Here is a 24,974-nt window from a genome sequence, read left to right as displayed (position 1 = left end):
CATGCTGGACTTTCCCCGCTGGAAGGTCGTCGGCATCTGGCTGCTGCTCGCGGCGCTTGTCTCGCTGTCGATCCCGACCTTCATTCCCGAGAGCGTGACCGCGAAATGGGGCGTGAACCTGCCGCGCGTCAACAAGGGGCTCGACCTCGCCGGCGGCAGCTACCTGCTGCTCGAGGCGGACACCAACGATGTCGCCACCGCGCGCGTCGAGGCGATGCGCGAGCAGGTGCAGACCGAGATGCGCCGCCAGAACCCGCGCATCGAGATCGGCGACATCTCCAGCCGCGGCGGCCAGCTGTCGTTCCTGCTGCGCGACCCGCGCCAGGTCGATGCCGCGCGTGAGCGGCTGCTCCAGATCACCGGCACCGGTGCCGGCATGACCGGGCAGCGGCAGTGGGATATCCAGGTCGTCGACACCAGCCGCTTCGTGCTGACCCCGACCGCCGCCGGGCTGACCCAGGCGGTCGAGACCGCGATGGGCGACGCGACCGAGGTCGTGCGCCGCCGCATCGACGAAATGGGCACGCGCGAGCCGACGATCATCCGCCAGGGCAGCAACCGCATCGTCGTGCAGGTCCCGGGCCTCCAGGATCCGCAGGCGCTCAAGGATCTGCTCGGCAAGACCGCCAAGCTCGAATTCAAGCTGGTCGACGTCAACGCCGATCCGCAGGCGCTGGCCAAGGGTCAGGCGCCGGCGGGCGATCAGATCCTGCCCTATCCCAACAATCCCTCGGGCATCCCGCTGATCGCGGTGAAGCGGCAGGCGATCATCACCGGCGACATGCTGAGCGATGCGCGGCAGGAGTTCGAACCGCAGACGAATGCACCGCAGGTGTCGATGACCTTCGACAGCCAGGGCGGTCGCCGCTTCGCGCGAACGACGCAGGAAAACGTCGGCAAGCCGTTCGCGATCATCGTCGACAACACCGTGATCTCGGCGCCCAACATCAACGAGCCGATCATCGGCGGCCGCGCCGCGATCAACGGCGGCTTCACGGTCGAAAGCGCCAACCAGCTCGCGATCGCGCTGCGTTCGGGCAAGCTGCCCGTGGATCTGAAGATCGTCGAGGAATCGACCGTCGGGCCGGACCTCGGCGCCGATTCGATCCGCGCCGGCATCCTCGCCTCCGCGGTCGCGGTGGCGCTGGTCGTCGCGTTCATGCTGGTCACCTACGGCCGGTTCGGCCTCTATGCGAACCTCGCGGTCGTCATCAACGTGTTCGTCATCCTGGGCGTGATGGCGCTGCTCAAGGGCACGCTGACGCTGCCGGGGATCGCGGGATTCGTGCTGACGATCGGCACCGCGGTCGACGCCAACGTGCTCATCAACGAGCGTATCCGCGAGGAGCGCCACCGTGGGCGCGGCGTGGTGCAGTCGGTCGAACTGGGCTACAAGGAAGCGAGCCGCACGATCTTCGAGGCGAACGTGACGCACGCGATCTCGGGCATCATCATGTTCGTGCTGGGCTCCGGCCCGGTGAAGGGTTTCGCGGTCGTCCTGCTGATCGGCATCGCCACCAGCGTGTTCACCGCGGTCACCTTCACCCGCATGCTGGTCGCCGGCTGGCTGCGCCGCGCCAAGCCCAAGACGATCAACATATGATCGACCCGACCGCGCGCCCCATCAACCGTCACCCCGGCGCAGGCCGGGGTCCAGAGTCGCACGCGCTGCGCTCTGTAAGCCGGACCCCGGCCTGCGCCGGGGTGACGAGGAAGTCATGAAACTGCTCAAGCTCGTCCCCGACGACACCAACATCGACTTCGTCCGCCTGCGCGGCTGGGCGTTCGGCCTGACGCTGCTGCTCAGCGTGCTGGCGGTCGGGCTCACCTTCTACAAGGGGCTGAACTTCGGCGTCGATTTCGAAGGCGGCCTGATGATCGAGGAGCGATTCGCGCAGACGCCCGATCTCGACCGCGTCCGCAGCGTCGTCGATGCGCAGGGCGTCGGCGAGGCTTCGCTCCAGCAGTTCGGCGACCCGCGCACGATCACCATCCGCCTGCCGGTCCAGCAGAGCGGCGACGAAGGCGCGACCAACGCCGCGGTCCGCAAGGTCGAGGCCGCGCTGGCAAAGGCGTTCCCCGGCGCCGAATTCCGCCGCTATTCGACCGTGTCGGGCAAGGTGTCGGGCGAGCTGATCCGCAACGGCGTGCTCGCGGTCGTGCTCGCGATCCTCGGCATCGGCCTGTTCGCGATCTTCCGCTTCGAATGGCAGTTCGGCGTGTCGACGATCGTCGCGATCGTCCACGACCTGTTGATGACGCTCGGCTTCTTCGCGCTGACGCAGTTCGAGTTCGACCTGAACATCGTCGCCGCGGTGCTGACGATCATCGGCTATTCGATCAACGACAAGATCGTGATCGACGACCGCATCCGCGAGAACATGCGCCGCTATCGCAAGATGGAGATGCGCGAGATCATCAACCTGTCGGTCAACGAAACGCTGCCGCGCACCGTGATGACCTCGGTGACGATCCTGCTGGCGCTCGCCGCACTGCTGTTCCTCGGCGGACACGTGCTGCGCGGCTTCACCGCCGCCATGACGCTCGGCATCGTCGTCGGGACCTATTCCTCGATCTACGTCTCGTCGTCGCTGCTCATCTCGCTCGGCCTGCGCGCCGAGCCGGAAAACGAGAAGCCGGCGCGCGGCCGCAGCGCGATCGAGGGTGCCGAGCGTATCGGCCCGCGGACCTGACGTGACCGGATCGGAGCGCAGCGCATGAGGATGGACCGCGAGCGTGACGCCGCCGGCCCGCTGGTGCGCGGCTTCGGCCCGGCCGGGTTCAAGGTCGATGCGCCCGACGGCACGATGGGCGTCTACCCGGCGCTGCTGCTCACGGCCACGCGCGCCGACGCCTGGACGCCCCCTCCCCTCGAGTCGCTCGACGAGGCCGCGCTGGCACCGCTGCTGGGCGAACCGATCGAGTTCGTGCTGCTCGGCACCGGCGGCAACCTGCGCCGTCCCCCGCGCACGCTGGTCGCCGCGCTGGAGGCCAGGGGCATCGGGATCGAAGCGATGGACAGCCGCGCCGCCGCGCGCGCCTGGGGCGTGCTACGCGCCGAGGAACGCCGCATCGCCGCCGCGCTCTATCCGCTCGCGGACTAGACACCGGAAGAAGCTTCTCCTTCCCAAGGGCGACGATAACCCAACCGCTCGCCACGGCTTCCCGCCGCCGAGCGGGTGCGAAAAGGAACAAGCGCGCTTCCTCTGCACGCGTGCGGGGCGTCGATACCGGCTGGCCGGCTCGTACACCGGCGCTGGTCGAACTTCGCAGGTCATGCGGCCTTGCCAAGGCAAAGAGGGTCTTGTCGGATTGGGTAGTGGTGCCGCTTACAGGACTCGAACCTGTGACCCCCGCATTACGAATGCGATGCTCTACCAGCTGAGCTAAAGCGGCCAACGCGCCTCCGTTCGGGAAGCGTCGTGGAGGGGGCGGTTAGCAGCATCGTGGGCGTCTGACAAGCGCCTCGCGGCTTTACCGTGCGTTTACCATCCATCGCGCAAAAGCGGGCCTGCGACTCCGGCCGAATGACAGGCCGCTCGCCGGGACATGAGCATGGACAGCGCGCACGGCTACGACGATCTCCGGCAGGACGACGACCCGACCGAGGGCGGCGTGGGCGAGGCGCATACCCCGATCGGCGGCGACGAGCGGCGGATGCACGTCCGCGCCTACAACCACTGGGTCTCGCTGCTGCGCGGGCGCGCCTATCCGGCGATCGAGGATCTCGAGCCCGAGAGCATCGCCGATTTCGGCCCCAACAGCGTCCTGCTCGATTTCTCCGCCGGGATCGACAATCCCGCGATTCAGTTCATCGGCCGCGCGCTGCGCGAGGAGTGCGCGCTGGACCAGTCGATCGTCCACATCTCCGACGTGCCGTCGCGCTCGCTGCTGTCGCGGCTGACCGATCATTACCTGCAGATCATCGCCAACCGCGCGCCGATCGGGTTCGAGGCCGAGTTCACCGGCACGCGCGGCCACAACACGCTGTATCGCGGCATCCTGATGCCCTTCTCGTCCGACGCGCAGTCGATCGACTATATCTACGGCGTCATCAACTGGAAGGAACTGGCCGGCGACGTCGACCAGGCGGGGCTCGATGCCGAACTGGCCGCCGCGATCCGCGTGCCGCGCCACGATCCGGTGCCGAGCGGCGCCTGGGCGGACGGCCCGTGCGCCGCCGCCCCCGTCGCCGAGCCCGACGCCGCGCCGCGCACGCTCGACGAGCGGCTCGCCGCCGCGCGCGACAGCGCCGCCGTCGCTCGTGCCGCGCGCGCGCGCAGCCATGCCGCGCTCTACCGGGCGCTCGGCCGTGCGCACGACGTCGCGATCGCCGCCGCTGCCGATCCGCAACGCCTGACGGCCCTGCTCGCCGACGCCGGCATCCGCCCGCAGGCGCGCGCGCCGATGACCGCGATCGCCAAGCTCGTCTTCGGCGCCGACCATGACAAGACCCGCCTGACCGAGGCCGCCACCGTGCTCGCATGGGCGCAGCGCACCGGCATTGCCGAGGGTGCGCTCGCGCATGCGCTGGAGCGCGCCGAGGGCGGCGTGAAGGGCATCGTCGCGGCCGAGCGCGCGCAGCGCCAGCCGGACGGCCCGGAGACCGCCGCCGCGCTCCCGCTCGCCGACCGCGCCCCGCTTGCCGAAGTCGCGATCGACAGCGGCTGCGACGAAGGCGCGCCGGTCGTCCTGCTCGGCCGCGCCACCGCGACCGGGATCGTCGTCGTCGGCGCGATCGGCGACGATGCACGTCTCGCCGAGCAGGTGCTGCGCCGCCTTCACTGAAGCGCCTGCCGCGCTGCGCCTGCCCCACACGCCTGCAACGATGCAGCACGGGTCTGCAACGATGCAGTGCGGCAACGCTTGAGCTAGGCGGCACAGGCGCGCATAGCTGGCGCCATGCCCGAAAAGTCTCTTCAGATACTGTCTGCGGCGCTGGCGGCGCGGCTCACCTATCGCGCGCTCCCCGGCGAAATCGCCGGCTTCGGCGAGGACAAGCAGGCGGAGGCTGCGGCCTTCCTGGCACAGACCGCCGCGACGCGGCTCCCGGGCACCCCGGTGCTCGCGCTCGAACAGCTGCCGGGCGACGGCGCGCGGCGACGGATGCGGCTGGCGATCGTCAACGACGACATGCCGTTCCTGGTCGACTCGGTCGCCGCCGCGATCGGCGACCGCGACATCGCGGTCGACCGCGTCATCCACCCCGTCGTGCGCGTCACCCGCGACGCCGACGGGCATCTCACCGACATCGAGGCCGCCGACGGGCGCCCGGAGTCGATGATCTATATCGAGCTGGAGCGCGTCGACGCGCGCGATCGCCGCGCGCTGACCGACGAGATCGAGCGCCTGCTCGCCGACGTCCGCGTCGCGGTGCGCGACTGGCGCGCGATGCAGGGGACGCTTGCGGCGGACGCCGGCGTGATCGACGATGTCGGCGGCGATCCGGAGGGCGCGGCGCTGCTGCGCTGGTTCCTCGACCGTCACTTCACGCTGCTGGGGCATGAGCGCTGGCACGCCGACGGCCATGCGGACTCGGCCCCGGCCCTCGGCATCGTCACCAATCCGCATGACGTGCCGATCCTCGCCGAGCGCTCGCGGCGACTGGCGATGGACTATTTCACCGCCGGCAACGCCGCGCCGCTGCTGCTGAAATCCAGCCTGATCTCGCCGGTCCACCGCCGCGTCCCGCTCGACCTCTTGGTGGTGCCGCTCCACACCGGCGGGCGCGTCACCGGCCTGTCGATCCACGCCGGGCTGTGGACCTCGGCCGCGCTCAACGCCCCGCCGCGCAGCGTGCCGGTGCTGCGCCAGCGGCTCGCGGCCAGCGAGGCGAAGTTCGGCTTCGACCCCGCCGGCCACACCGGCAAGGCGCTGACCCACGCCATCGCCACGCTGCCGCACGATCTGATGATCGCGGTCAGCGCGGCGTCGATGGAGGAACTGGCGCTCACCGCGATGAGCCTGGCGGACCGTCCCCGCCCGAAGCTGGTGCTGACCCCCTCCCCGCTCGGCCGCCACCTCTACGCCTTCGTCTGGCTGCCGCGCGACGAGATGACCACCGCGCGCCGAGTCGCGATCGGCGAGATGCTGGCCGAGGCTGCCAACGGCCAGGTGCTGAACTGGTCGACCAGCGTCGAGGACGGGCGCGTCGCACTGTTGCGCTACACCATCGACCTGCGCGGCGCGGGCGTGCTGCCCGATGCGACGACGCTCGATGCGCAGCTCGAAAAGATGGTGCGCGGCTGGGCGCCGTCGATCGAGGCCGCGCTGGCGGACGAGGTCGGCCCGGCGCGCGCCGCCCGGCTTGCGCTGCGCCACGCCGCCGCCTTCCCGGCGCGCTACCGCACCGGCGCGACCGCCGACGAGGCGGCGCGCGACATCGTCGCGATCGCCAATCTCGACGGTGATGCCGATCGCGAGGTGCGCTTCACCGCCGGCGGCGACGGGATGCTCCACCTCAAGGTCTATCGGCAGGGCGGACCGTTGGCGCTCTCCGACGCGGTCCCCGCGCTCGAGCATTTCGGCTTCCGCGTGATCGAGGAAATGCCGACCGCGCTGACCGACGAGGAACGCAGCTCGATCCACGACTTCACGCTGGAGACGAAGGCCGATATCCCCGCCGTCCTCGCCGCCGCCGATACGTTGCAGGAGGCGCTGGCGCAGGTGCTGGAGGGCCGCGCCGAGGATGACGGCTTCAACCGGCTGATGCTGGAGGCCGGACTGTCGCCCTCCGCCGTCGTGCTGTTCCGCGCCTGGTATCGCTATCTGCGGCAGGCGGGCATGAGCTACGGCCCCGCCAACGTCGTCGACACGCTCACCCGCGTCCGCGACGTGACGCAGGCGCTGGTCGACCGCTTCACCGCGGTCCACGATCCGAAATCGATCGCCGACGCCGACGCCGCGCAGGGCGTGATCGACGCCGGGCTCGACGCGGTCACCGGCATCGACGACGACCGCATCCTGCGCGCCTTCCGCGCGGTCATCGACGCGACGCTGCGCACCAACGCCTTCACCGAGGCCGCGGACGAGGCGCTCGCCTTCAAGCTCGACAGCGCGAGGATACCCGGCCTCCCCGCCCCGCTGCCGTGGCGCGAGGTGTGGGTCTATTCGCCGCGTGTCGAGGGCATCCACCTGCGCGCCGGCCCGGTCGCGCGCGGCGGCCTGCGCTGGTCCGACCGCCGCGACGATTTCCGCACGGAGATCCTCGGGCTGATGAAGGCGCAGCGCGTCAAGAACGCGGTCATCGTCCCAACCGGCGCGAAGGGCGGCTTCTACGCCAAACAGCTCCCCGCGCCGTCGAACCGCGACGCGTGGCTGGCGGAGGGGACCGAGGCGTACCGCATCTTCATCCGCACGCTCCTGTCGATCACCGACAATATCGAGGGCGGCAAGGTCGTCCATCCGGCGGGCGTGACGATCCTCGACGGCGAGGACCCCTATTTCGTCGTCGCCGCCGACAAGGGCACCGCGACCTTCAGCGACGTGGCGAACACGATCGCGCTCGACCGAGACTTCTGGCTGGGCGACGCCTTCGCCAGCGGCGGCTCGCAGGGCTACGACCACAAGGCGATGGGCATCACCGCCAAGGGCGCGTGGGTCTCGGTCCAGCGCCATTTCGCCGAACGCGGGCTCGACGTGCAGCGCGAACCGATCCGCGTCGTCGGCTGCGGCGACATGTCGGGGGACGTGTTCGGCAACGGGATGCTGCTGTCGAAGGCGATCAAGCTGGTCGCCGCCTTCGACCACCGCCACATCTTCCTCGATCCCGATCCCGATCCGGCGGCCAGCTGGGACGAGCGCGCGCGGATGTTCGCCCTCCCGCGCTCGAGCTGGGCGGACTACGACACGTCGCTGATCTCCGCGGGCGGCGGCGTGTTCGCGCGCGACATGAAGTCGATCCCGCTCTCGCCGCAGGTGCAGGCCGCGCTCGGCATCGCCGCCGACCGGCTGGAGCCGACCGCGCTGATCTCGGCGATCCTCAAGAGCCCGGCCGACCTGATCTGGTTCGGCGGCATCGGCACCTATGTGAAGGCGGCGGCCGAGAACAACGCCACCGTCGGCGATCCCGCCAACGACCGCCTGCGCGTCGATGCCGAGGAACTGCGCGCGATCGCGATCGGCGAAGGCGCGAACCTGGGCGTCACGCAAGGAGCGCGCATCGCCTTCGCCGCGCGCGGCGGCCGCATCAACACCGACTTCATCGACAATTCCGCCGGCGTCGACTGCTCGGACAACGAGGTCAACATCAAGATCGCGCTCAACCGCGAGATGATCGAGGGCCGGCTGTCGTTCGAGGACCGCAACGCGCTGCTCGGCAGCATGACCGACGATGTCGCGCAACTGGTGCTGGAGGACAACCGGCTCCAGACGCTCGGCCTGTCGATCGCCGAGGGCGGCGGCGCGCAGGCGCTGCCCAGCTACGTCCGGCTGATCGAGGTGTTCGAGGAAGCCGGGCGGCTCGACCGTCAGGTCGAGGGGCTGGCCAGCAACACCGACCTGCTGCGCCGCACCGGCGAGGGCCGCGGCCTCACCCGCCCCGAACTCGCGGTGCTGCTGGCGACCGCCAAGCTGTCGCTCCAGGACGCGATCGAACATTCGCCGCTGGGTGAAGACGACGCGCTGGTCCCCGATCTCCACGCCGCCTTCCCGCGTGCGATGCAGGAGCGGTTCGCCGCCGCGATCGACGCGCATCGCCTGCGTGGGCAGATTGTCGCGACCAAGCTCGCCAACCGCATCGTCAACCGCATCGGCATCCTCCACCCGTTCGAGCTGGCCGAGGAGGAAGGCGCGACGCTCGCCGACATCGCCGCGATGTTCGTCGTCGCCGAGCGGCAGTTCGACCTCGCCGCGCTGTGGCGCGATATCGAGACGACCGCGATGCCCGAAGCCGGTCGCCTCGCGCTGTTCGACGAGGTCGCGGTCGCGGTCCGCTCGCAGATCGCCGACCTGCTGCGCGCCACCGCGCCGGGGACGATGCCGTCGGCGGTGCTCGCGCGGCTGTCGGGCGGGATCGACCGGCTGGCGGCCGCCACCGCCGAACTGCTGCTCGACGAGGCGCGCGCGCATTCGCGGCGCATCGCCGACACGCTGGAGGCCGCCGGCGCCCCGCGCGACCTCGCCCAGCGCGTCGTCCGCCTCTTCGAGCTCGACGGCGCGGTCGGGCTCGCCGACCTGGGCGAGCGCGCCGCGATCGACGAGACGCAGCTTGCGCGCGCCTTCACCCGGCTCGGCGAGGGGCTCGGGCTCGACTGGGCGCAGGGCACCGCGACGCGCATCAGCCCCAGCGACCCGTGGGAGCGGCTGCTGATCGCCGGGCTCGCGCGCGATTTCCAGCAGCTGCGGCTCGACTTCCTGGGCCGCGGCGGCACGGGCGACCCGGTCGCGCTGGTCGACGCGTGGCTGGCGCGCAACGCCGCGCGCGTCGGGCAATTCCGCGCCGTCATCGACCGCGCCCGCAACGCGCAGGCCCCCAATGCCGCGATGCTCGCGCAGATCGCCGGTCAGGCGCGCGTCCTGCTGGGACGCTAACAGCGCGCGCCCCCTCCCCCCGTTCGCCCTGAGCCTGTCGAAGGGGGCGTGCCCCAGGCGGCACGTGCTTCGACAGGCTCAGGGCGAATGGAGGCGGGGCGCACACCCACATCTGCCGCGGCCCAAGGAACCATCCTTAACTCAAATCATTGAGAAATAAGCGATTTCATATCGCCCCCTCAACGACTTATGCGTCGCTCGTGCATTGCCTCCCCGTCCCACAACGGAGAAGCACCATGTACTATCACGACAGGCGTCTTCAGTATCCCGTCACCGTCGAGAAGCCCGACCCCGCCTTCGCGCGGATGCTGCAACAGGCGATCGGCGGCGTCGAAGGCGAGATCCGCGTCTGCATGCAGTATTTCTTCCAGGCGTGGGGCAATCGCGCGCCGACGCCGAAATACCGCGACATGCTGCTCCACACCGCCACCGAGGAGATCGGGCATATCGAGATGCTGGCGACCGCGGTCGCGCTGAACCTCGACAAGGCGCCCGCCTCGCTCCAGGAAGAAGGCGCCGCCGACGGGATTGTCGGCGCGGTGATGGGCGGCGGCAACGGCCGGCAGGAGATCGAGGGGCTGATCCACAAGAACCTGCTGTCCAGCGGGCTGGCGGCGATGCCGATGGATTCGGACGGCGTGCCGTTCAACATGAGCCACATCTACGCCAGCGGCAACATCGCCGCCGACATGCACTGCAACGTCGCCGCCGAGGCGACGGGACGCGTGCTGGCGGTGCGCCTGTTCAACGCCGCGCACGATCCGGGCATGAAGAACATGCTTCACTACATGATCGCGCGCGACACGATGCACCAGCAGCAATGGCTGGCGGTGCTGGAGGAACTCGGCGGCCCCTCGGCCAACCTGCCGATCCCCAACTCCTTCCCGCAGGAGCAGGAGGATCAGGAGAACAACTACAATTTCTACGCCACCGCGGCGGACGGCAGCTACCCGGAAGGCCGTTGGACCAGCGGGCCGACGATCGACGGCCGCGGCGAGTTCACCGTCTTCCCGAACAAGCCGCTCGGCGAGGAACCGATCCTCGGCCCGGCGCGCCCGGACAGCGGCGCACAGGCCCAGCAGATCGGGTGATGTGCAGGGAGGGGCGGCGCGAGAGCATCCGCCCCTTTCCCATCATTGCTTCCCTGATCGCGATGACGAAGTTGCAGCGGTCCTATCGTCATCCCCGCGCAGGCGGGGATGACGATAGGACATATTGCCATCCGCTCCTACACCTCCGCCCAACGCCGCAGCAGGTTATGGTAGACCCCGGTCAGCCGCACCGCCGCCGCCGCGCCCTGCCCCTGCGCCGCCGCGACCTCCTGCACGCCCCGGTCCAGCTCGAACAGGATCCGCCGCGCGCCATCGTCGCGGACCATGGATTGGATCCAGAAGAAGCTCGCCGTGCGCACCCCGCGCGTCACCGGCGCCACCCGGTGCAGGCTCGATGCGGGATACAGCACCATATGCCCCGCCGGCAGCTTCACCTCCTGCATCCCGAACTGATCCTCGATCACCAGCTCGCCACCGTCGTAGCTGGCGGGATCGGCAAGGAACAAGGTCGCCGACAGGTCGCTGCGGATGCGGAAATCGCTCCCGCGCTTCATCCGCACCGCATTGTCGACGTGCAGCCCGAAATCCTGCCCGCCCTCGTAGCGGTTGAACAGCGGCGGAAAGACCTTCGCCGGCAGCGCCGCCGCCACGAACAGCGGCGATCGCCCCAGCGCGTCGAGGATCACGCCCCCCGCCGCGCGCGCCGCCGCGCCGTCCTCGGGCAACTGGCAATTGCGCTTGGCAAGCGCCGCCTGCGGACCGGAGGTGGCGTTGCCGTCGATCCACTCGGCCGCATCGATGACGGCGCGGACCTGCGCCAGCGCATCGGCATCGAGAACGTCGGGAATCGCGATCAGCATGAGCGAACCAGTTCCTGCGTCATAGCCAATAAGACTCCGCTCGCACTGAGCCTGTCGAAGTGCGTGTTCGGGGCACGTGCGTCGACAGGCTCAGCACGAACGGGAAGGGCGTTACGCCCAAAGTCACTTAGAAACTATAGAACAGGCTCAGCACCGCCTGCCGCCGGTCGCCCGGCATCGCCCAGCCGCCGGTGACCACCCCGGTGGTGGCGTTGATGTTGTTCCGCACGTTGGTCAGATACTTCTCATCCGTGAAGTTCTGCACGTTGAGCTGCATGGTCAGCCCCTCGCGGAAACTGTACGCCAGATACGCCCGGTGGATCAGGTAATCGTCGGTCTTCAGCAGCGCGGCATTGGCCAGTGTGGGGACATAGGTGGTGAACGCCCCCTGATAGGTCAGTCCATAGCCGACCTCCAGCCCGAACGGCAGCTTGTAGGTCGTGAACAGGCTCCCCGAATGCGGCGGCGTCTGCACCAGCGGGCTGTCGCGCTGCGGATCGGGGTCGGCCGCGGTGTTGCCGCACCCGCTACGTCCCGGGTTCGCGAGGCAGAAGTCGGAGACGGATTGCAGCACCTTGCTGTCGAGGTAGGTGTAGTTCGCGAAGATCGTCCAGTTGCGCGTGACGTTGCCCGACATGCCCAGCGCGATGCCGTCGACGCGGCTGCGCCCGTCGAGTACCTGCACGGTCGGCAGCGCCGGATCGTTGGACGGGATGCGGTAGTTCGTCCGCTCGTTGCGGAACAGCGCCGCGGTCAGCTCCAGCCGCCGCCCGAACAGCCCGGCCTTGGCGCCAACCTCGTAATTCTTCGCGGTCTCCGGCGCGACGTCGCAAGTGCTGGTCACCACCGTGCCCGACACGCTCACGCATCCCAGCCGCACCGTGGCCGACGACGGCGTCTTGGCATTGCCGTAGCTGGCGTACAGGCTCACGTCCTGAACCGGGTGGAAGACCAGCCCGGCACGATAGGAAAACAGCCGCTCGCGGTTCGGCTGGCGCGCCTGCGCGGGCAGCGGCTGCGTCACGCCCGGCGCGGCGGCCACCGGCAGCGTGTCGAACTCGGCATGCTGCTGCTCCCAGCGGACGCCGCCGTTCAGCTCGACGTACCGCCCCAGTTCCAGCGTGTCGAAGGCATAGACCGCGACGTTCCGCGTGGAGGATTGCGAGCGCCCGGTCGTCACGTCGTTGATCGAGCCGCGATAGACCGTGTCGGGGTTCGCGATCGACAGGAACGGCAGCGGCGCGGTCGCCGACCCGTCGGCATTGCGCAGCAGCGACCCGGCGCGGATCGTGTAATCCTCGACCATCCACGACACGCCGACGTTCGCGACGTTGCGGACCTCGCCCTTCGCTCCATGCTCCAGCCGGATGTCGGTCTGGTTGGCGAACAGCTGGTTCACCTGATCGCGCACCAGCCCGCGCGGACCGGACGGCAGCCATTGGCCGGCCGGCACCGTGATCGTCGCGCCGTTCACCGTCGTGGTGCACGGCAGACCCTGCTGGTTCGTCGCGCTGGTCGACACCGGCTGGCGGTTGGTGGCGGCCAGGCAGAACGTCCCCTGCGGTGCGCTGGTGACGCTATACTGGCCGACGCGCTGCCAGCGGGTCAGGTTGCGGATCGACAGGTGATCGTTCACCGCATGGCGGAACGTTGCGGTCAGGCGATCGACATCGACATCCTGCCGGTCGAGGTTGCGATAGCCGTAATAGTCGCTGCGATCCGATCCGGGCACCAGCCCGCCGACGAGGTCGTTGTTGAAATACGGCACGCCGTACAGCGGCGTGTTGCGGTCCTCCTGGTGGACATAGGCGAGCGTCAGGCTGGTCGGCCCGTCCATCCCGATCGTGACCGCCGGCGCCACGCCCCAGCGCTCGTACTTCTCGACGTCGCGACCCGGCACGTCGTTGCGGTGATACACCGCGTTCAGCCGCACGCCGACCATGTCGGACACGCGCTCGTTCGCGTCGATCGCGGCGCGGTAATATTCGTCGGTGCCGACCGCGGCCTGCGCGATCGTCAGGTCCTCGGGGCGCGGCTCCTTGCTGACCAGGTTGATCGTGCCCCCGACCGATCCCGATCCGTTGAAGACCGAGTTCGCGCCGTTGTAGACCTCGATCTGCTGCAGGTTGAACGGGTCGGTGCGGCTGTATTGCGCGCTGTCGCGGATGCCGTCGATCGTGATGTCGTTGTTCGCCGAGAAGCCGCGCAGGTTGATGCTGTCGCCATATCCGCCGCCGCCCTCGCCCGCGCCGAACGTGATCCCCGGCAGCGTCTGGAGCGCATCGCGCAGCGTCAGCAGGTTCTGCTTGCGCAGCACCTGGTCGGAAATGACCGTCACCGTCTGCGGCGTGTCGAGCAACGCGGCGGTCGCCTTCGGGCTTTCGAGCTGGTCGGGCGCCCGCTCGCGCGCACCGGTGACGACCACGTCGTCACGCTCGATCCGCCCGCGCCCGTCCTGCACCGACGCAGCGTCACGCGACGGCGTTTCGGCCAGCGCCGGCGCGGAGGCGATGAATCCGATGCACGACAGCGCCAGGAACGGCGCGCTCGACGACGACATGTTCTGCTTTCCCCTTTGTGTCGGGGACGCAGCTATTGCGAGTGACTTTCAGAGTCAATGCTATTGCGACGGGTTCTCACCATTGTCGCGAAACATGTCTGGCTGCGCGACCAGCCACGTCCGCAGCGCACTCGCGAGATTGGGCGGATCGTCCTGTGCGATCCGCAACGCATCGACCTGCGCGACCAGCGCCGACAGCGGCAAGCGACGCACCCCCGCCGCGCGCTCCAGCGCCGCCCAGAACACCGGCTCGAGGCTGACGGAGGTGGCATGGCCGGCGATCGTCACCGATCGCTTGACCGGCCCGATGAACCCGCCGCGAGGTGGGGAGATCATGGCCGAAGCCAGCTACCCCCACCCGTCATCCCCGCGCAGGCGGGGATCCAGACGCGCAGGTCTCTCCATGGAGGCGGGCGGTCGGACGTCCTGAGTCCTCGTCCGCACCGGCATGACGGCGGCGGTGCGGACACCTCACTCCGCATCGAACAGCGCGGCGAGCTGTTCGATGATCGTGCCCCCCAGCTGCTCGGCATCCATGATCGTCACCGCGCGGCTGTAATAGCGCGTCACGTCGTGGCCGATCCCGATCGCGACCAGCTCGACCGGCGACTTCTTCTCGATCCACGCGATCACCTGCCGCAGGTGCCGCTCCAGATACGATCCCGAATTGACGCTCAGCGTCGAATCGTCGACCGGCGCGCCGTCGGAGATCACCATCAGGATGCGCCGCTCCTCGGGCCGCGCGATCATGCGGTTATGCGCCCACATCAGCGCCTCGCCGTCGATGTTCTCCTTCAGCAGCCCCTCGCGCATCATCAGCCCCAGCGCGGTGCGCGCGCGCCGCCACGGCTCGTCGGCACGCTTGTAGACGATGTGGCGGATGTCGTTCAGCCGCCCCGGCTGCGGCGGGCGCCCGGCGGCCAGCCACGTCTCGCGGCTCTGCCCGCCCTTCCATGCGCGCGTCGTGAAGCCCAGGATCTCGGTCTTCACCCCGCACCGCTCCAGCGTGCGCGCGAGGATATCGGCGCTGATCGCCGCGATCGAGATCGGGCGCCCGCGCATCGACCCCGAATTGTCGATCAGCAGCGTCACCACCGTGTCGCGGAACTCGGTATCGCGCTCGATCTTGTAGCTGAGCGACTGCGTCGGGTTGACCACCACGCGCGCCAGCCGCGCCGCGTCGAGCAGCCCTTCTTCCTGGTCGAAGTCCCACGACCGCGACTGTTGCGCCATCAACCGCCGCTGGAGCCGGTTGGCCAGCTTCGACACCGCCGATTGCAGGTGCACGAGTTGCTGGTCGAGATAGCCGCGCAGCCGCGCCAGCTCCTCGGCGTCGCAAAGATCGGTCGCCGCGACCACTTCGTCGAACCGCTCGGTCCACACCTTGTAATCGAACTGCGCATGCGGGTCCGCGACCGGGCGGTTGGGGCGCACCGGCTGCATCCCCTCCTCGCCCTCGTCGCCGGGCTCGCCCTCGGCGTCGTCGATGTCGTCGCCCTCGAGCTCCTCGCTCTCGCCCTCCTGCGACTGGTCGTCGCGCTGTTCGCCGCGCGCCTCGACCTCGCTCTCGCCCTCCGAGCCTTCCGCATCGCCCTCGTCGGGGGCGTCGGTATCCTGCCCTTCCTCGCCTTCCTCGTCCTCGCCGCCCTCGTCGCTCTCCTGCGGCTGCTGCTCGCCCTCGACCAGTTCGAGCTGTTCCAGCAGCTTGCGGGTCAGCGCCTGGAAGCTGCGCTGATCGTCGAGCGCCAGCGCCAGCGCGCCCAGGTCGGTCTTCTCCCCGATCCAGTCGCGCACCAGCGCCAGCCCCGGCTCGGCCTCGACCGGCGGCAGCCGCCCGGTCAGCGCCTCGCGCACCATCAGCCCCAGCGCGGACGCCAGCGGCACCTCGCTCTTCGAGCGTGCGCGCGTGATCGGGTCGCTGCGCAACCGCACGTCCAGCGCATGCGCGAGATTGTCCGCGATCCCCTGATACCCGCGGCTGCCCAGCGCCTCGACCCGCGCGTCCTCGATCGCGTCATACACCGCGCGCGCGTTCGCCTCCGCCGGCGCGCCGCGGGCATGCAGCGCGATGTCGTGGTGCCGCAGCCGCAGCGCGAAGCCGTCGGCGAAGCCGCGCGCCTCCGCCACCTGCTCGGGCGGCAGCGTCCGCGCCGGCATCGGCACGCGCAGGTGCTTGCCCGATTGCACCGGCGCGTCGGCGGTGTACGCAAGCTCGACCTCCGCCTCGTCGGACAGCGCCCGCGCGGCGCCGCCCAGCACGGCCTTGAAGCGATCGAGGGGGGTATCGGTGGCCATCAGCGCTCCAGTGCCTTTGCGCACGACGTGCGCAATTCCGGCAGATCATCGCGCGCCGTGTCGAAGATGACGCGCATGTCGATGTGGCGATATTCGTGCCGCAGGCGGTTGCCGATACCCCGCACCTCCGCCAGTGAGACGGTGGGGGCGATCACCGCCAGTTCGTCCGCGCCGATCTGCACCAATGCTTCCGCGACGCGCTCGATACAGCGTTCCACGGCGTCGACCCGCATGCTATCGGCCGCAAAGGCGGCGAACGACATGTCGCCGACAAAGTGCGCGACGCGATCGGCATTGTCGACGACGTCGCGCAGACGCAGCAGCGTTCGATCAGAAAACGACGACACGATCGCGATCTATCTCCGCTTGCAGACGCGGGCGGTCGGAGGGCTCGGTCACCAGATCCACGCGCGTCCCCAGCATTTCCGCCAGCCGCCGTTCGAGCCGCACCAGCTTGAACGCGCCGAAGCTGACGTCGGGATGCAACGCCGCCGCCACATCGATGTCGGAATCACTTCGCGCGTCGCCGCGGGCCATCGAGCCGAAGAGCGACAGATGCGCAACGCCGACCGCCTGCAACTCGACCCTCGCACGCTTCAACGTCTCGATCGCGTCGGCGACGTTCATGCCATCACCCCTTCGCCACCACGCTCTCCGGCAGGTCCTTCCCGAACACCCGCTGGTAATATTCCGCCACCAGCGCGCGCTCCGTCTCGTCGCACTTGTTCAGGAACGACAGCCGGAACGCAAAGCCGACGTCGCCGAAGATCAGCGCGTTCTGCGCCCAGGTGATCACCGTCCGCGGGCTCATCACCGTCGAGATATCGCCGTTGATGAACCCCTTGCGCGTCAGGTCGGCGACGCGGACCATGTTCTCGACCAGCTTCGCGCCATCGGGCTTGTCATATTCGCCCGACTTGGCGAGCACGATCCGCGCCTCGGTCGCGGCGGGCAGATAGTTGAGCGTGACGACCACGTTCCACCGGTCCATCTGCCCCTGGTTGATCTGCTGCGTGCCATGATAGAGGCCGCTGGTGTCGCCCAGCCCGACCGTGTTGGCGGTCGCGAACAGCCGGAAATACGGGTTCGGGCGGATCACGCGGTTCTGGTCGAGCAGCGTCAGCTTGCCCTCGGTCTCCAGCACGCGCTGGATCACGAACATCACGTCCGGACGCCCCGCGTCATATTCGTCGAAGACCAGCGCGGTCGGCGTCTGGAGCGCCCACGGCAGCAGGCCCTCGCGGAATTCGGTCACCTGCTGCCCGTCGCGCAGCACGATCGCGTCGCGCCCGACCAGGTCGATGCGGCTGATGTGCGCGTCCAGGTTGATGCGGATGCACGGCCATTTCAGCCGCGCGGCGACCTGCTCGATATGGCTCGACTTGCCGGTGCCGTGATAGCCCTGCACCATCACGCGACGGTTGTGCGCGAAGCCCGCGACGATCGCCAGCGTGGTGTCCGGATCGAAGACGTAGGCGGGATCGAGATCGGGGACACGCTCGTCCGCCTCGGAGAAGGCGGGCACCTCCATGTCCGAATCGATCCCGAACAGGTCGCGCACCTTCACCATCTTGTCGGGCGCGTCGAGGATCGTGGTGTCGCGGCTGTCGGGCTGCGTGTTCGGGATATCGGTCATGCGGTACGCCGTCTTGCTGGTGTTGGTTGACCACTGCGAAGGCGATGCGCCCGCGTCAACCCGCCGCACGCATCGCCCGCGCCGGGTGTGGCTGAAGGACCCGGGATGAACGCGCACCCGCGCCCGCGGTTTCGCCGCTGGCCAGCGCCAATTGGGTACCCCCTCCCATCCGGCTCCAACCGGAACCGGTCGACGTTCAAGGCAGCCCTCCCCTACCGTCATTCCCGCGCAGGCGGGAATCCAGACGCGCCTCGCCTGCTTGTAGCGCCGCACCGTGCCGTCATTCCCGCGAAGGCGGGAATCCAGACACGCCTCGCTCGCTTGTAGAGGCGCACCGTGCCGTCATTCCCCCGCAGGCGCGAACCCAGACGCGCGTCGCTCGCTTGCAGAGCCGCACCGTGCCGTCATTCCCGCGCAGGCGGGAAGCCAGACGCGCCTCGCCTGCTTGTAGCGCCGCACCGTCAGGGGTTCTGGATCCCCGCCTGCGCGGGGATGACGACATTAGCCACAGAAGGAACGTCCTCGCCCCCGCACGGGGCTTGCCCCCCGCCCGCCGCTCGGCATGATGGCGCGCAACGACTCGGGGAGGGGCGACCTAAGATGCGGATGATCTTCATCAATTTGCCGGTGCGCGACGTCGCCGCCGCCACTGCCTTCTACCAAGCGATCGGCTTCACGAAGAACGCCGCTTTCTCCAACGACGTCGCCAGCGCGATGCAATGGTCGGACGCGATCAGCGTCATGCTGCTCGACCACGCTTTTTATGCGACCTTCACCGACAAGCCGATCGCCGACACCCACACGACCAGCGCGGCGCTGTTCTGCCTGTCGTTCGACGACCGCGCGCAGGTGGATGCGATCCACGCCGCCGCGCGCGACGCCGGCGGACGCGAGACCCGCGCCGTCAAGGACCAGCAGTTCATGTACGGCGGCGCCTTCGAGGATCGGGACGGTCATACCTGGGAAACCGTCTTCATGGACATGGCCGCCACCCCACCCGCCGACGCCGCGCCGGAGCACGCCGCATGAGGAACCCGCACGGCACGCCGATCTGGTACGAATATCACAGCCTCGACGCCGATCGCGCGCAGGCCTTCTACGAACAGGTGTTCGGCTGGCAGGTCGCGCCATCGGGGGATGTCGAGGGCATGGACTATCGCATCGTCAGCACCGCCGCGGGCGAGGGTCTGGCGGGCCTGATGCCGCGCCCCGATCCGTCCGCCCCGCCCGGCTGGCTCTTCTATGTCGGCGTCGACGACGTCGACGCAGCGATCGCGGCGGCGCAGGGGTCGGGCGGCACGCTCCTGATGCCCGCGGTCGACATGGAGGGCGTCGGGCGCATGGCGCTGCTCGCCGACCCGTCCGGCCAGCGCTTCTACGCGATGCGCGGCGCGATGGACGCTCCCTCGCGCGCCTTCGGCACCCCGCCGGACGCGATGCCGGGACAGATGGTCTGGAACGAGCTCGCCGCCACCGATCAGGAGGCGGCGCTCGCCTTCTACGCGGCACCATTCGGCTGGCGGCACGAAGGCGCGATCCCGATGGGGCCGCTCGGCGACTATCGCATGGTCCACGCCGGCGACACCTGCATCGGCGCGACGCTGCCGGTCGTCCCCGGCGGCACGCCCGGCTGGCTCTTCTATGTCGAGGTCGAGGATATCGACGCCGCGGTGGCGCGGGTCGCCTCGGCCGGCGGCACGCTGCTGGAGCAGCCGACCGAGATCCCGGGCGGCAGCTTCTCGGCGGTGGCCGCCGACCCGGACGGCGCGCGGATCGGCCTCGTCGGGCCGCGACCGGCATGACGGGTCGCGCATGACCGACAAGGTCACCACCTGGCTATGGTGCGACGGCACCGCCGAGGAACAGGCGCACTTCTATACCCGTCTGATCCCCGGCAGCGCGATCGGGCGCATCGTGCGCGCCGCGGTCGACTATCCCGGCGGCCCGGCGGGCAAGGTGCTGACGGTCGAGTTCACGCTCGCCGGCCGGTCGTTCGCGCTGCTCGACGGCGGCCCCGGCCCGACGCATAGCGAGGCCGTGTCGCTGTCGATCGACTGCGCCGACCAGGCCGAGGTCGACCGTTACTGGGACGCGATCCTCGAAGCCGGCGGGGCCGAGATGCAGTGCGGCTGGATCAGGGACCGCTGGGGCGTCGCCTGGCAGGTGATCCCGCGCCGCCTGACCGAGTTGATCGCCGACCCGCATCATGCCGCGAAGGCGATGGCGGCGATGATGGAGATGGTGCGGATCGACGTCGCCGCGCTGGAACGTGCGATCGCCTCTTGAGCCGACGGGTATAATGGCTAACTAGGCACGCGACGGACACGTTTGCGGGCAGGCCCGCCATCGTGTACCCGCCGCTGTGATAACGGCGCCGGTGCGCCCCCTGCGCGCCGACGATCCCTGACGAAGACGAGACGCGCGCATGGCCGAGTTCACGCTCCCGAAGAACAGCAAGATCAAGGGCGGGCAGAAGCACCCCTCGCCGCAACCCGGCGGGACGATGCGCAACTTCAAAATCTATCGCTACGATCCCGACTCGGGCGAGAACCCGCGCTACGACACGTTCGAGGTCAATCTCGACGAATGCGGCCCGATGGTCCTCGACGCGCTCATCAAGATCAAGTCGGAGCAGGATTCGTCGCTCACCTTCCGCCGCTCGTGCCGTGAAGGCATTTGCGGATCGTGCTCGATGAACATCGACGGCCGCAACGGGCTGGCCTGCACCACCGCGATCGAGGACGTGAAGGGCGAGATCAAGATCACGCCATTGCCCGCGATGGACGTCATCAAGGACCTCGTTCCCGATTTTACGCGCTTCTACGCGCAATATGCCTCGATCACCCCGTGGCTGCAGACCGTCACCCCGCCGCCCGCCGGCAAGGAGCGGCTGCAGTCGCCCGAGGAGCGCGCGAAGCTCGACGGCCTGTACGAGTGCATCCTGTGCGCCTGCTGCTCGACCTCGTGCCCCAGCTATTGGTGGAACAGCGACAAGTTCCTCGGCCCCGCGATCCTGCTTCAGGCGTATCGCTGGCTCGCCGACAGCCGCGACGAGATGACCGGCGAGCGGCTGGACGCGCTCGAGGATCCGTTCCGCCTCTATCGCTGCCACACGATCATGAACTGCGCGAACACCTGCCCCAAGGGGCTGTCGCCGGCCAAGGCGATCGCGGAGATCAAGAAGATGGAAGTCGAACGGCTGGTCTGACGCCCGCCGCGCCCGTCCTTGCGAACGTGACGAAGTGATCCAGCGCCCCACGCGGGGCGCTGGATTTTTTTTGCCCGCTTCGCGCAATCGGCGGTCCCTCGTGCGCCCGGATGGCGATCGACCCCGCCGATTGCCGCCGGGTTGCTGCCCCTGCGCTGCTATTTTCGGGGTCGCCGCGGCACCGGGCGCGCCGCTGGCGGCACCGGGCGCGACCGGGTCGCCTGCGGCTTGATCCGACGCGCCCGCTCCCGCAAAGCGGGTTCATTGTGCACGGCAGCATCGCCGCGGCCGCGATCCCGGGGAAGAAACGACATGGGCAAGGTGCTCGCCGCCTATCAGACGCTGATCGACGCCGACGAGCTGCGCCCCGACCCCGAACAGGCCGCCGGCGCCGCGCGGCTCGACGCGCTCGCCGCCGAGCTGGAAAGGCCCCGCACCGCCGGCCTGTTCCGCCGCCGCGTCATCCCGGCGCGCGGCATCTACATGTGGGGCGGCGTCGGGCGCGGCAAGTCGATGTTAATGGACCTGTTTTTTCAGCATGTCGCGATCGCGGCGAAGCGCCGCGTCCACTTCGCGGAGTTCATGCTGGAGGTCCACGCCCGCATCGCCGTCGAGCGCCGCAAGGAGGAAGGCGACCCGATCCTGCCCGTTGCGGAGGCGCTCGCCGGGGAAGCGCGCCTGCTCGCCTTCGACGAGATGATGGTCACCAACTCCCCCGACGCGATGATCCTCTCGCGCCTGTTCACCGCGCTGATCGAGGCGGGGGTGACCGTGGTGACGACCAGCAACCGCGCACCGTCGGATCTCTACAAGAACGGCCTGAATCGCGAGCATTTCCTTGGCTTTATCGCGCTGATCGAGGAACGGATGGACGTGGTCGCGCTCAACGGCCCGGTCGACTACCGCCGCGACCGCCTGGGCTCGCAGAAGACTTGGTGCGTCCCCAACGGCGAACAGGCCACCGCCGATCTCTCCGCCGCCTTCTTCCGTCTCACCGACTATCCCCCCGAGGACCGCCAGCACGTCCCGTCCGAGGAACTGGTCGTACAGGGCCGGACGCTGCGCGTGCCCAAGACGCTGAAGGGCGTGGCGGTCTTCGCCTTCAAGAAGCTGTGCGGTGAGGCGCGCGGCTCCGCGGATTATCTCGCGATCGCACGGCGTTACCACACCGTCATTCTCGTCGGCATCCCCGTGCTCGGCCCGGACAACCGCAACGAGGCGGCACGCTTCGTTCAGCTGATCGACGCTTTGTACGAACACAAGGTGAAGCTGCTCGCCTCCGCCGATGCCGAGCCCGACCAGCTCTACCCGCGCGGCGACGGCGCGTTCGAATTCCAGCGCACGGTCAGCCGACTGGAGGAGATGCGCTCGGAAAGCTACCTTGCCGAAGGGCATGGAGCAGCCTAATGCTGTTGCGAACCATGTGCAATTAAACTTCTGTCGCGCACGCTTTACGGGTTGCCCCGCGCGCCCGAAGGGCGTAGGCGGCATGACCATTCACACGTCAACGACGGAAGGGATGGGATGGCCCGCAAGAAGATCGCGCTGATCGGCGCCGGCAATATCGGCGGCACGCTCGCGCACCTCGCAGCACTCAAGGGTCTGGGCGACATCGTCCTGTTCGACGTCGTGGAGGGCGTGCCACAGGGCAAGGCGCTCGACCTGTCGCAATGCGGCCCCGCCGAAGGCTTTGACGCCTCGATCAAGGGGTCGAACGATTATGCCGACATCGCGGGCGCGGACGTCATCATCGTCACCGCCGGTGTCGCACGCAAGCCCGGCATGAGCCGCGACGACCTGCTCGGCATCAACCTGAAGGTGATGAAGGCGGTCGGCGAGGGCATCCGCGACAACGCGCCCGACGCGTTCGTCATCTGCATCACCAACCCGCTCGATGCGATGGTGTGGGCGCTGCGCGAATTTTCCGGCCTGCCGCACAACAAGGTCGTCGGCATGGCCGGCGTGCTCGACTCGGCGCGCTTCTCGCACTTCCTCGCCGAGGAATTCGGCGTGTCGGTCAAGGACGTGAACACGTTCGTGCTCGGCGGCCACGGCGACACGATGGTGCCGGTCCTCGAATATTCGACCGTCAGCGGCATCCCCGTCGCCGACCTGATCGAGATGGGCTTCTCCACCAAGGAGAAGGTCGACGAGATCATCAAGCGCACGCGCGGCGGCGGCGGCGAGATCGTCGCGCTGCTGAAGACCGGCTCGGCCTATTACGCGCCCGCCACCAGCGGCATCGCGATGGCCGAGGCGTATCTCTATGACCAGAAGCGCATCCTGCCCGCCGCGGCGCACCTGACCGGCCAGTACGGGGTCGACGACCTCTACGTCGGCGTGCCCGTTGTGATCGGCGCGGGCGGTGTCGAGAAGGTGGTCGAGGTCAAGCTGTCGGACGAGGCGAAGGCCAACCTTCAGGTCTCGGTCGACGCGGTCAAGGAACTGCTGGTCGCCTGCAAGGGCATCGACGGTTCGCTGGAGAAGTAAGCCTTTCCCGTCACCCTGGCGAAGGCCGGGGTCCAGTCCCGACCGCAGTCAGGGTGACGGCAGATGGAGAAGCGCGGTTACGTCTACATCATGGCGAGCGGCCGGAACGGGACGCTCTACATCGGCGTAACCAGCGACCTGTTGAAGCGGGTTTGGGAGCATCGCGAGGACGTCGCGGAAGGCTTCACTCGCCAATACGGGTGCAAGACGTTGGTCTGGTTCGAGGTGCATGATCGTATCGACGATGCGATCCGGCGCGAGAAGCAGATGAAGGAGTGGCGGCGGAGCTGGAAGCTGCGCCAGATCGAGGTCATGAACCCCGACTGGCACGACCTCTTTCCGACGCTGGCGTAGCAACTGGACCCCGGCCTGCGCCGGGGTGACGGCTAGAAGGTACAGGCACCCGATGAGCATCCTCGTCGACAAGAACACCAAGGTCATCACGCAAGGGATGACCGGCAAGACCGGCACCTTCCACACCAAGGCGGCGCTGGACTACGGCACGCAGATGGTCGGCGGCGTGACGCCGGGCAAGGGCGGCACGACCCATGAGGAACTGGGCCTTCCGAACTTCGACACCGTCGCGGAGGCGGTCGCCAAGACCGGCGCGAACGCCAGCGTCATCTACGTGCCGCCCCCCTTCGCGGCCGACTCGATCCTGGAAGCGATCGACGCCGAAGTGCCGCTGATCGTCGCGATCACCGAGGGCATTCCGGTGCTCGACATGGTGCGCGTGAAGCGCGCGCTGGCGGGCAGCAAGTCGCGGCTGATCGGCCCGAACTGCCCGGGCGTGCTGACGCCGGGCGAATGCAAGATCGGCATCATGCCGGGCAACATCTTCAAGAAGGGCTCGGTCGGCGTCGTCTCGCGCTCGGGCACGCTGACCTATGAGGCGGTGTTCCAGACCTCGAACGCCGGGCTGGGCCAGACGACCGCGGTCGGCATCGGCGGCGATCCGGTCAACGGCACCAACTTCATCGACGTGCTGGAACTGTTCCTCGCCGACGAGGAAACGCAGTCGATCATCATGATCGGCGAGATCGGCGGCGATGCCGAGGAGCAGGCCGCACAGTTCCTGATCGACGAGGCCAAGCGTGGTCGCAAGAAGCCGATGGCCGGCTTCATCGCGGGCCGCACGGCGCCTCCGGGCCGTCGCATGGGCCACGCCGGGGCGATCGTCTCGGGCGGCAAGGGCGACGCCGAGAGCAAGATCGCGGCGATGGAAGCGGCGGGCATCAAGGTGGCGGCGAGCCCCTCCGAGCTCGGCTCGACCTTGCTGAGCGTGCTGAACAAGTAAGCGTATCGGGCCGTCGCCCCGGCCGGTGCCGGGGCGGCGCGCCAC

At 68.9% G+C, this 24,974-nt stretch carries 21 protein-coding genes and 1 tRNA gene; 14 read left to right on the top strand and 8 right to left on the bottom strand.

Annotated elements, in window-relative coordinates; genetic code table 11:
• Position 1: 1 nt before the first annotated feature.
• From secD to J2Y58_RS09705, 3 genes are all read left to right on the top strand, one after another.
• The gene (secD, locus tag J2Y58_RS09715; RefSeq protein ID WP_310102190.1) at positions 2 to 1,603 is read left to right on the top strand and encodes a protein translocase subunit SecD; all 1,602 of its coding nucleotides are present in this window, start codon (positions 2 to 4) and stop codon (positions 1,601 to 1,603) included.
• Between the two features lie 115 nt (positions 1,604 to 1,718).
• Entirely contained in the window at positions 1,719 to 2,693 is a 975-nt protein-coding gene (gene secF, locus J2Y58_RS09710; protein WP_310102188.1) for a protein translocase subunit SecF, read from the top strand.
• Positions 2,694 to 2,717: 24 nt separating this feature from the next.
• Positions 2,718 to 3,104: an Mth938-like domain-containing protein gene (locus J2Y58_RS09705; protein ID WP_310102184.1), complete on the top strand. Its 387-nt coding sequence runs from the start codon at positions 2,718 to 2,720 to the stop codon at positions 3,102 to 3,104.
• Between the two features lie 216 nt (positions 3,105 to 3,320).
• Here the strand turns inward: J2Y58_RS09705 and J2Y58_RS09700 are convergent.
• A tRNA-Thr gene (locus J2Y58_RS09700) sits at positions 3,321 to 3,396 on the bottom strand.
• A gap of 159 nt (positions 3,397 to 3,555) precedes the next feature.
• Here J2Y58_RS09700 and J2Y58_RS09695 point away from each other — a divergent pair.
• The 3 genes from J2Y58_RS09695 to J2Y58_RS09685 all read left to right on the top strand — a co-directional run bounded on the left by J2Y58_RS09695 (position 3,556) and on the right by J2Y58_RS09685 (position 10,622).
• Positions 3,556 to 4,788, top strand: coding sequence for a hypothetical protein (locus tag J2Y58_RS09695; RefSeq protein WP_310102180.1), 1,233 nt, complete (start codon positions 3,556 to 3,558; stop codon positions 4,786 to 4,788).
• Between the two features lie 114 nt (positions 4,789 to 4,902).
• A complete protein-coding gene (locus J2Y58_RS09690; RefSeq protein WP_310102178.1) occupies positions 4,903 to 9,531 on the top strand; it encodes an NAD-glutamate dehydrogenase domain-containing protein in 4,629 nt (1,542 codons plus the stop codon).
• 236 nt (positions 9,532 to 9,767) lie between these two features.
• Positions 9,768 to 10,622, top strand: a complete 855-nt coding sequence (locus J2Y58_RS09685; RefSeq protein ID WP_310102173.1) for a manganese catalase family protein — start codon at positions 9,768 to 9,770, stop codon at positions 10,620 to 10,622.
• 137 nt (positions 10,623 to 10,759) lie between these two features.
• Here J2Y58_RS09685 and J2Y58_RS09680 read toward each other — a convergent pair whose 3' ends face one another.
• From J2Y58_RS09680 to cobS, 7 genes are all read right to left on the bottom strand, one after another.
• A complete protein-coding gene (locus tag J2Y58_RS09680) occupies positions 10,760 to 11,443 on the bottom strand; it encodes a Fe2+-dependent dioxygenase (protein WP_310102171.1) in 684 nt (227 codons plus the stop codon).
• A gap of 127 nt (positions 11,444 to 11,570) precedes the next feature.
• Entirely contained in the window at positions 11,571 to 14,003 is a 2,433-nt protein-coding gene (locus tag J2Y58_RS09675) for a TonB-dependent receptor domain-containing protein (protein ID WP_310102168.1), read from the bottom strand.
• Positions 14,004 to 14,063: 60 nt separating this feature from the next.
• On the bottom strand, positions 14,064 to 14,339 hold the full coding sequence (locus J2Y58_RS09670; RefSeq protein WP_310102164.1) for a ribbon-helix-helix domain-containing protein: 276 nt from the start codon (positions 14,337 to 14,339) through the stop codon (positions 14,064 to 14,066).
• Positions 14,340 to 14,474: 135 nt separating this feature from the next.
• Positions 14,475 to 16,298: a cobaltochelatase subunit CobT gene (cobT, locus tag J2Y58_RS09665; protein ID WP_310102161.1), complete on the bottom strand. Its 1,824-nt coding sequence runs from the start codon at positions 16,296 to 16,298 to the stop codon at positions 14,475 to 14,477.
• Positions 16,298 to 16,645, bottom strand: coding sequence for a HepT-like ribonuclease domain-containing protein (locus J2Y58_RS09660; RefSeq protein WP_310102158.1), 348 nt, complete (start codon positions 16,643 to 16,645; stop codon positions 16,298 to 16,300). Before J2Y58_RS09660 ends, cobT begins: the two co-directional genes overlap by 1 nt.
• On the bottom strand, positions 16,629 to 16,925 hold the full coding sequence (locus J2Y58_RS09655; protein ID WP_310102154.1) for a nucleotidyltransferase domain-containing protein: 297 nt from the start codon (positions 16,923 to 16,925) through the stop codon (positions 16,629 to 16,631). Before J2Y58_RS09655 ends, J2Y58_RS09660 begins: the two co-directional genes overlap by 17 nt.
• A gap of 4 nt (positions 16,926 to 16,929) precedes the next feature.
• Positions 16,930 to 17,934, bottom strand: coding sequence for a cobaltochelatase subunit CobS (cobS, locus tag J2Y58_RS09650; protein WP_310102151.1), 1,005 nt, complete (start codon positions 17,932 to 17,934; stop codon positions 16,930 to 16,932).
• A gap of 600 nt (positions 17,935 to 18,534) precedes the next feature.
• Here cobS and J2Y58_RS09645 point away from each other — a divergent pair.
• The 8 genes from J2Y58_RS09645 to sucD all read left to right on the top strand — a co-directional run bounded on the left by J2Y58_RS09645 (position 18,535) and on the right by sucD (position 24,929).
• Positions 18,535 to 18,963, top strand: a complete 429-nt coding sequence (locus J2Y58_RS09645; RefSeq protein WP_310102148.1) for a VOC family protein — start codon at positions 18,535 to 18,537, stop codon at positions 18,961 to 18,963.
• A complete protein-coding gene (locus J2Y58_RS09640) occupies positions 18,960 to 19,736 on the top strand; it encodes a VOC family protein (protein WP_310102145.1) in 777 nt (258 codons plus the stop codon). Before J2Y58_RS09645 ends, J2Y58_RS09640 begins: the two co-directional genes overlap by 4 nt.
• A 10-nt stretch (positions 19,737 to 19,746) precedes the next feature.
• Positions 19,747 to 20,220 (top strand): VOC family protein, encoded by a 474-nt coding sequence (locus J2Y58_RS09635; RefSeq protein ID WP_310102143.1) that lies wholly within the window; start codon positions 19,747 to 19,749, stop codon positions 20,218 to 20,220.
• Positions 20,221 to 20,359: 139 nt separating this feature from the next.
• On the top strand, positions 20,360 to 21,142 hold the full coding sequence (locus J2Y58_RS09630; protein ID WP_310102140.1) for a succinate dehydrogenase iron-sulfur subunit: 783 nt from the start codon (positions 20,360 to 20,362) through the stop codon (positions 21,140 to 21,142).
• A 312-nt stretch (positions 21,143 to 21,454) separates the two neighbouring features.
• Positions 21,455 to 22,549, top strand: coding sequence for a cell division protein ZapE (gene zapE, locus J2Y58_RS09625; protein ID WP_310102138.1), 1,095 nt, complete (start codon positions 21,455 to 21,457; stop codon positions 22,547 to 22,549).
• A gap of 117 nt (positions 22,550 to 22,666) precedes the next feature.
• Positions 22,667 to 23,632 carry a malate dehydrogenase gene (gene mdh, locus J2Y58_RS09620; protein ID WP_310102135.1) on the top strand — a complete coding sequence of 322 codons (966 nt, stop codon included), beginning with the start codon at positions 22,667 to 22,669 and terminating at the stop codon, positions 23,630 to 23,632.
• Between the two features lie 63 nt (positions 23,633 to 23,695).
• Positions 23,696 to 23,986 carry a GIY-YIG nuclease family protein gene (locus J2Y58_RS09615; RefSeq protein ID WP_310102132.1) on the top strand — a complete coding sequence of 97 codons (291 nt, stop codon included), beginning with the start codon at positions 23,696 to 23,698 and terminating at the stop codon, positions 23,984 to 23,986.
• A gap of 52 nt (positions 23,987 to 24,038) precedes the next feature.
• Positions 24,039 to 24,929 carry a succinate--CoA ligase subunit alpha gene (sucD, locus tag J2Y58_RS09610; protein WP_310102129.1) on the top strand — a complete coding sequence of 297 codons (891 nt, stop codon included), beginning with the start codon at positions 24,039 to 24,041 and terminating at the stop codon, positions 24,927 to 24,929.
• The last annotated feature ends 45 nt before the right edge of the window (positions 24,930 to 24,974 follow it).

Source organism: Sphingomonas sp. BE138 (assembly GCF_031456125.1).
Taxonomy (GTDB): Bacteria; Pseudomonadota; Alphaproteobacteria; order Sphingomonadales; family Sphingomonadaceae; genus Sphingomonas.
The sequence above is the reverse complement of the archived record's forward strand: the minus strand, read 5'-3'. Positions and strand labels throughout refer to the sequence as shown.

Coding starts and splice junctions, on each gene's coding strand:
- cobT (WP_310102161.1), bottom strand. CDS start 16,298: ATGGCCACCGATACCCCCCTCGATCGCTTCAAGGCCGTGCTGGGCGGC.
- J2Y58_RS09615 (WP_310102132.1), top strand. CDS start 23,696: ATGGAGAAGCGCGGTTACGTCTACATCATGGCGAGCGGCCGGAACGGG.
- J2Y58_RS09645 (WP_310102148.1), top strand. CDS start 18,535: ATGCGGATGATCTTCATCAATTTGCCGGTGCGCGACGTCGCCGCCGCC.
- J2Y58_RS09630 (WP_310102140.1), top strand. CDS start 20,360: ATGGCCGAGTTCACGCTCCCGAAGAACAGCAAGATCAAGGGCGGGCAG.
- J2Y58_RS09685 (WP_310102173.1), top strand. CDS start 9,768: ATGTACTATCACGACAGGCGTCTTCAGTATCCCGTCACCGTCGAGAAG.
- J2Y58_RS09695 (WP_310102180.1), top strand. CDS start 3,556: ATGGACAGCGCGCACGGCTACGACGATCTCCGGCAGGACGACGACCCG.
- J2Y58_RS09655 (WP_310102154.1), bottom strand. CDS start 16,925: ATGAACGTCGCCGACGCGATCGAGACGTTGAAGCGTGCGAGGGTCGAG.
- secF (WP_310102188.1), top strand. CDS start 1,719: ATGAAACTGCTCAAGCTCGTCCCCGACGACACCAACATCGACTTCGTC.
- J2Y58_RS09690 (WP_310102178.1), top strand. CDS start 4,903: ATGCCCGAAAAGTCTCTTCAGATACTGTCTGCGGCGCTGGCGGCGCGG.
- J2Y58_RS09675 (WP_310102168.1), bottom strand. CDS start 14,003: ATGTCGTCGTCGAGCGCGCCGTTCCTGGCGCTGTCGTGCATCGGATTC.
- J2Y58_RS09705 (WP_310102184.1), top strand. CDS start 2,718: ATGAGGATGGACCGCGAGCGTGACGCCGCCGGCCCGCTGGTGCGCGGC.
- cobS (WP_310102151.1), bottom strand. CDS start 17,934: ATGACCGATATCCCGAACACGCAGCCCGACAGCCGCGACACCACGATC.
- J2Y58_RS09635 (WP_310102143.1), top strand. CDS start 19,747: ATGACCGACAAGGTCACCACCTGGCTATGGTGCGACGGCACCGCCGAG.
- J2Y58_RS09680 (WP_310102171.1), bottom strand. CDS start 11,443: ATGCTGATCGCGATTCCCGACGTTCTCGATGCCGATGCGCTGGCGCAG.
- J2Y58_RS09640 (WP_310102145.1), top strand. CDS start 18,960: ATGAGGAACCCGCACGGCACGCCGATCTGGTACGAATATCACAGCCTC.
- mdh (WP_310102135.1), top strand. CDS start 22,667: ATGGCCCGCAAGAAGATCGCGCTGATCGGCGCCGGCAATATCGGCGGC.
- secD (WP_310102190.1), top strand. CDS start 2: ATGCTGGACTTTCCCCGCTGGAAGGTCGTCGGCATCTGGCTGCTGCTC.
- J2Y58_RS09670 (WP_310102164.1), bottom strand. CDS start 14,339: ATGATCTCCCCACCTCGCGGCGGGTTCATCGGGCCGGTCAAGCGATCG.
- zapE (WP_310102138.1), top strand. CDS start 21,455: ATGGGCAAGGTGCTCGCCGCCTATCAGACGCTGATCGACGCCGACGAG.
- sucD (WP_310102129.1), top strand. CDS start 24,039: ATGAGCATCCTCGTCGACAAGAACACCAAGGTCATCACGCAAGGGATG.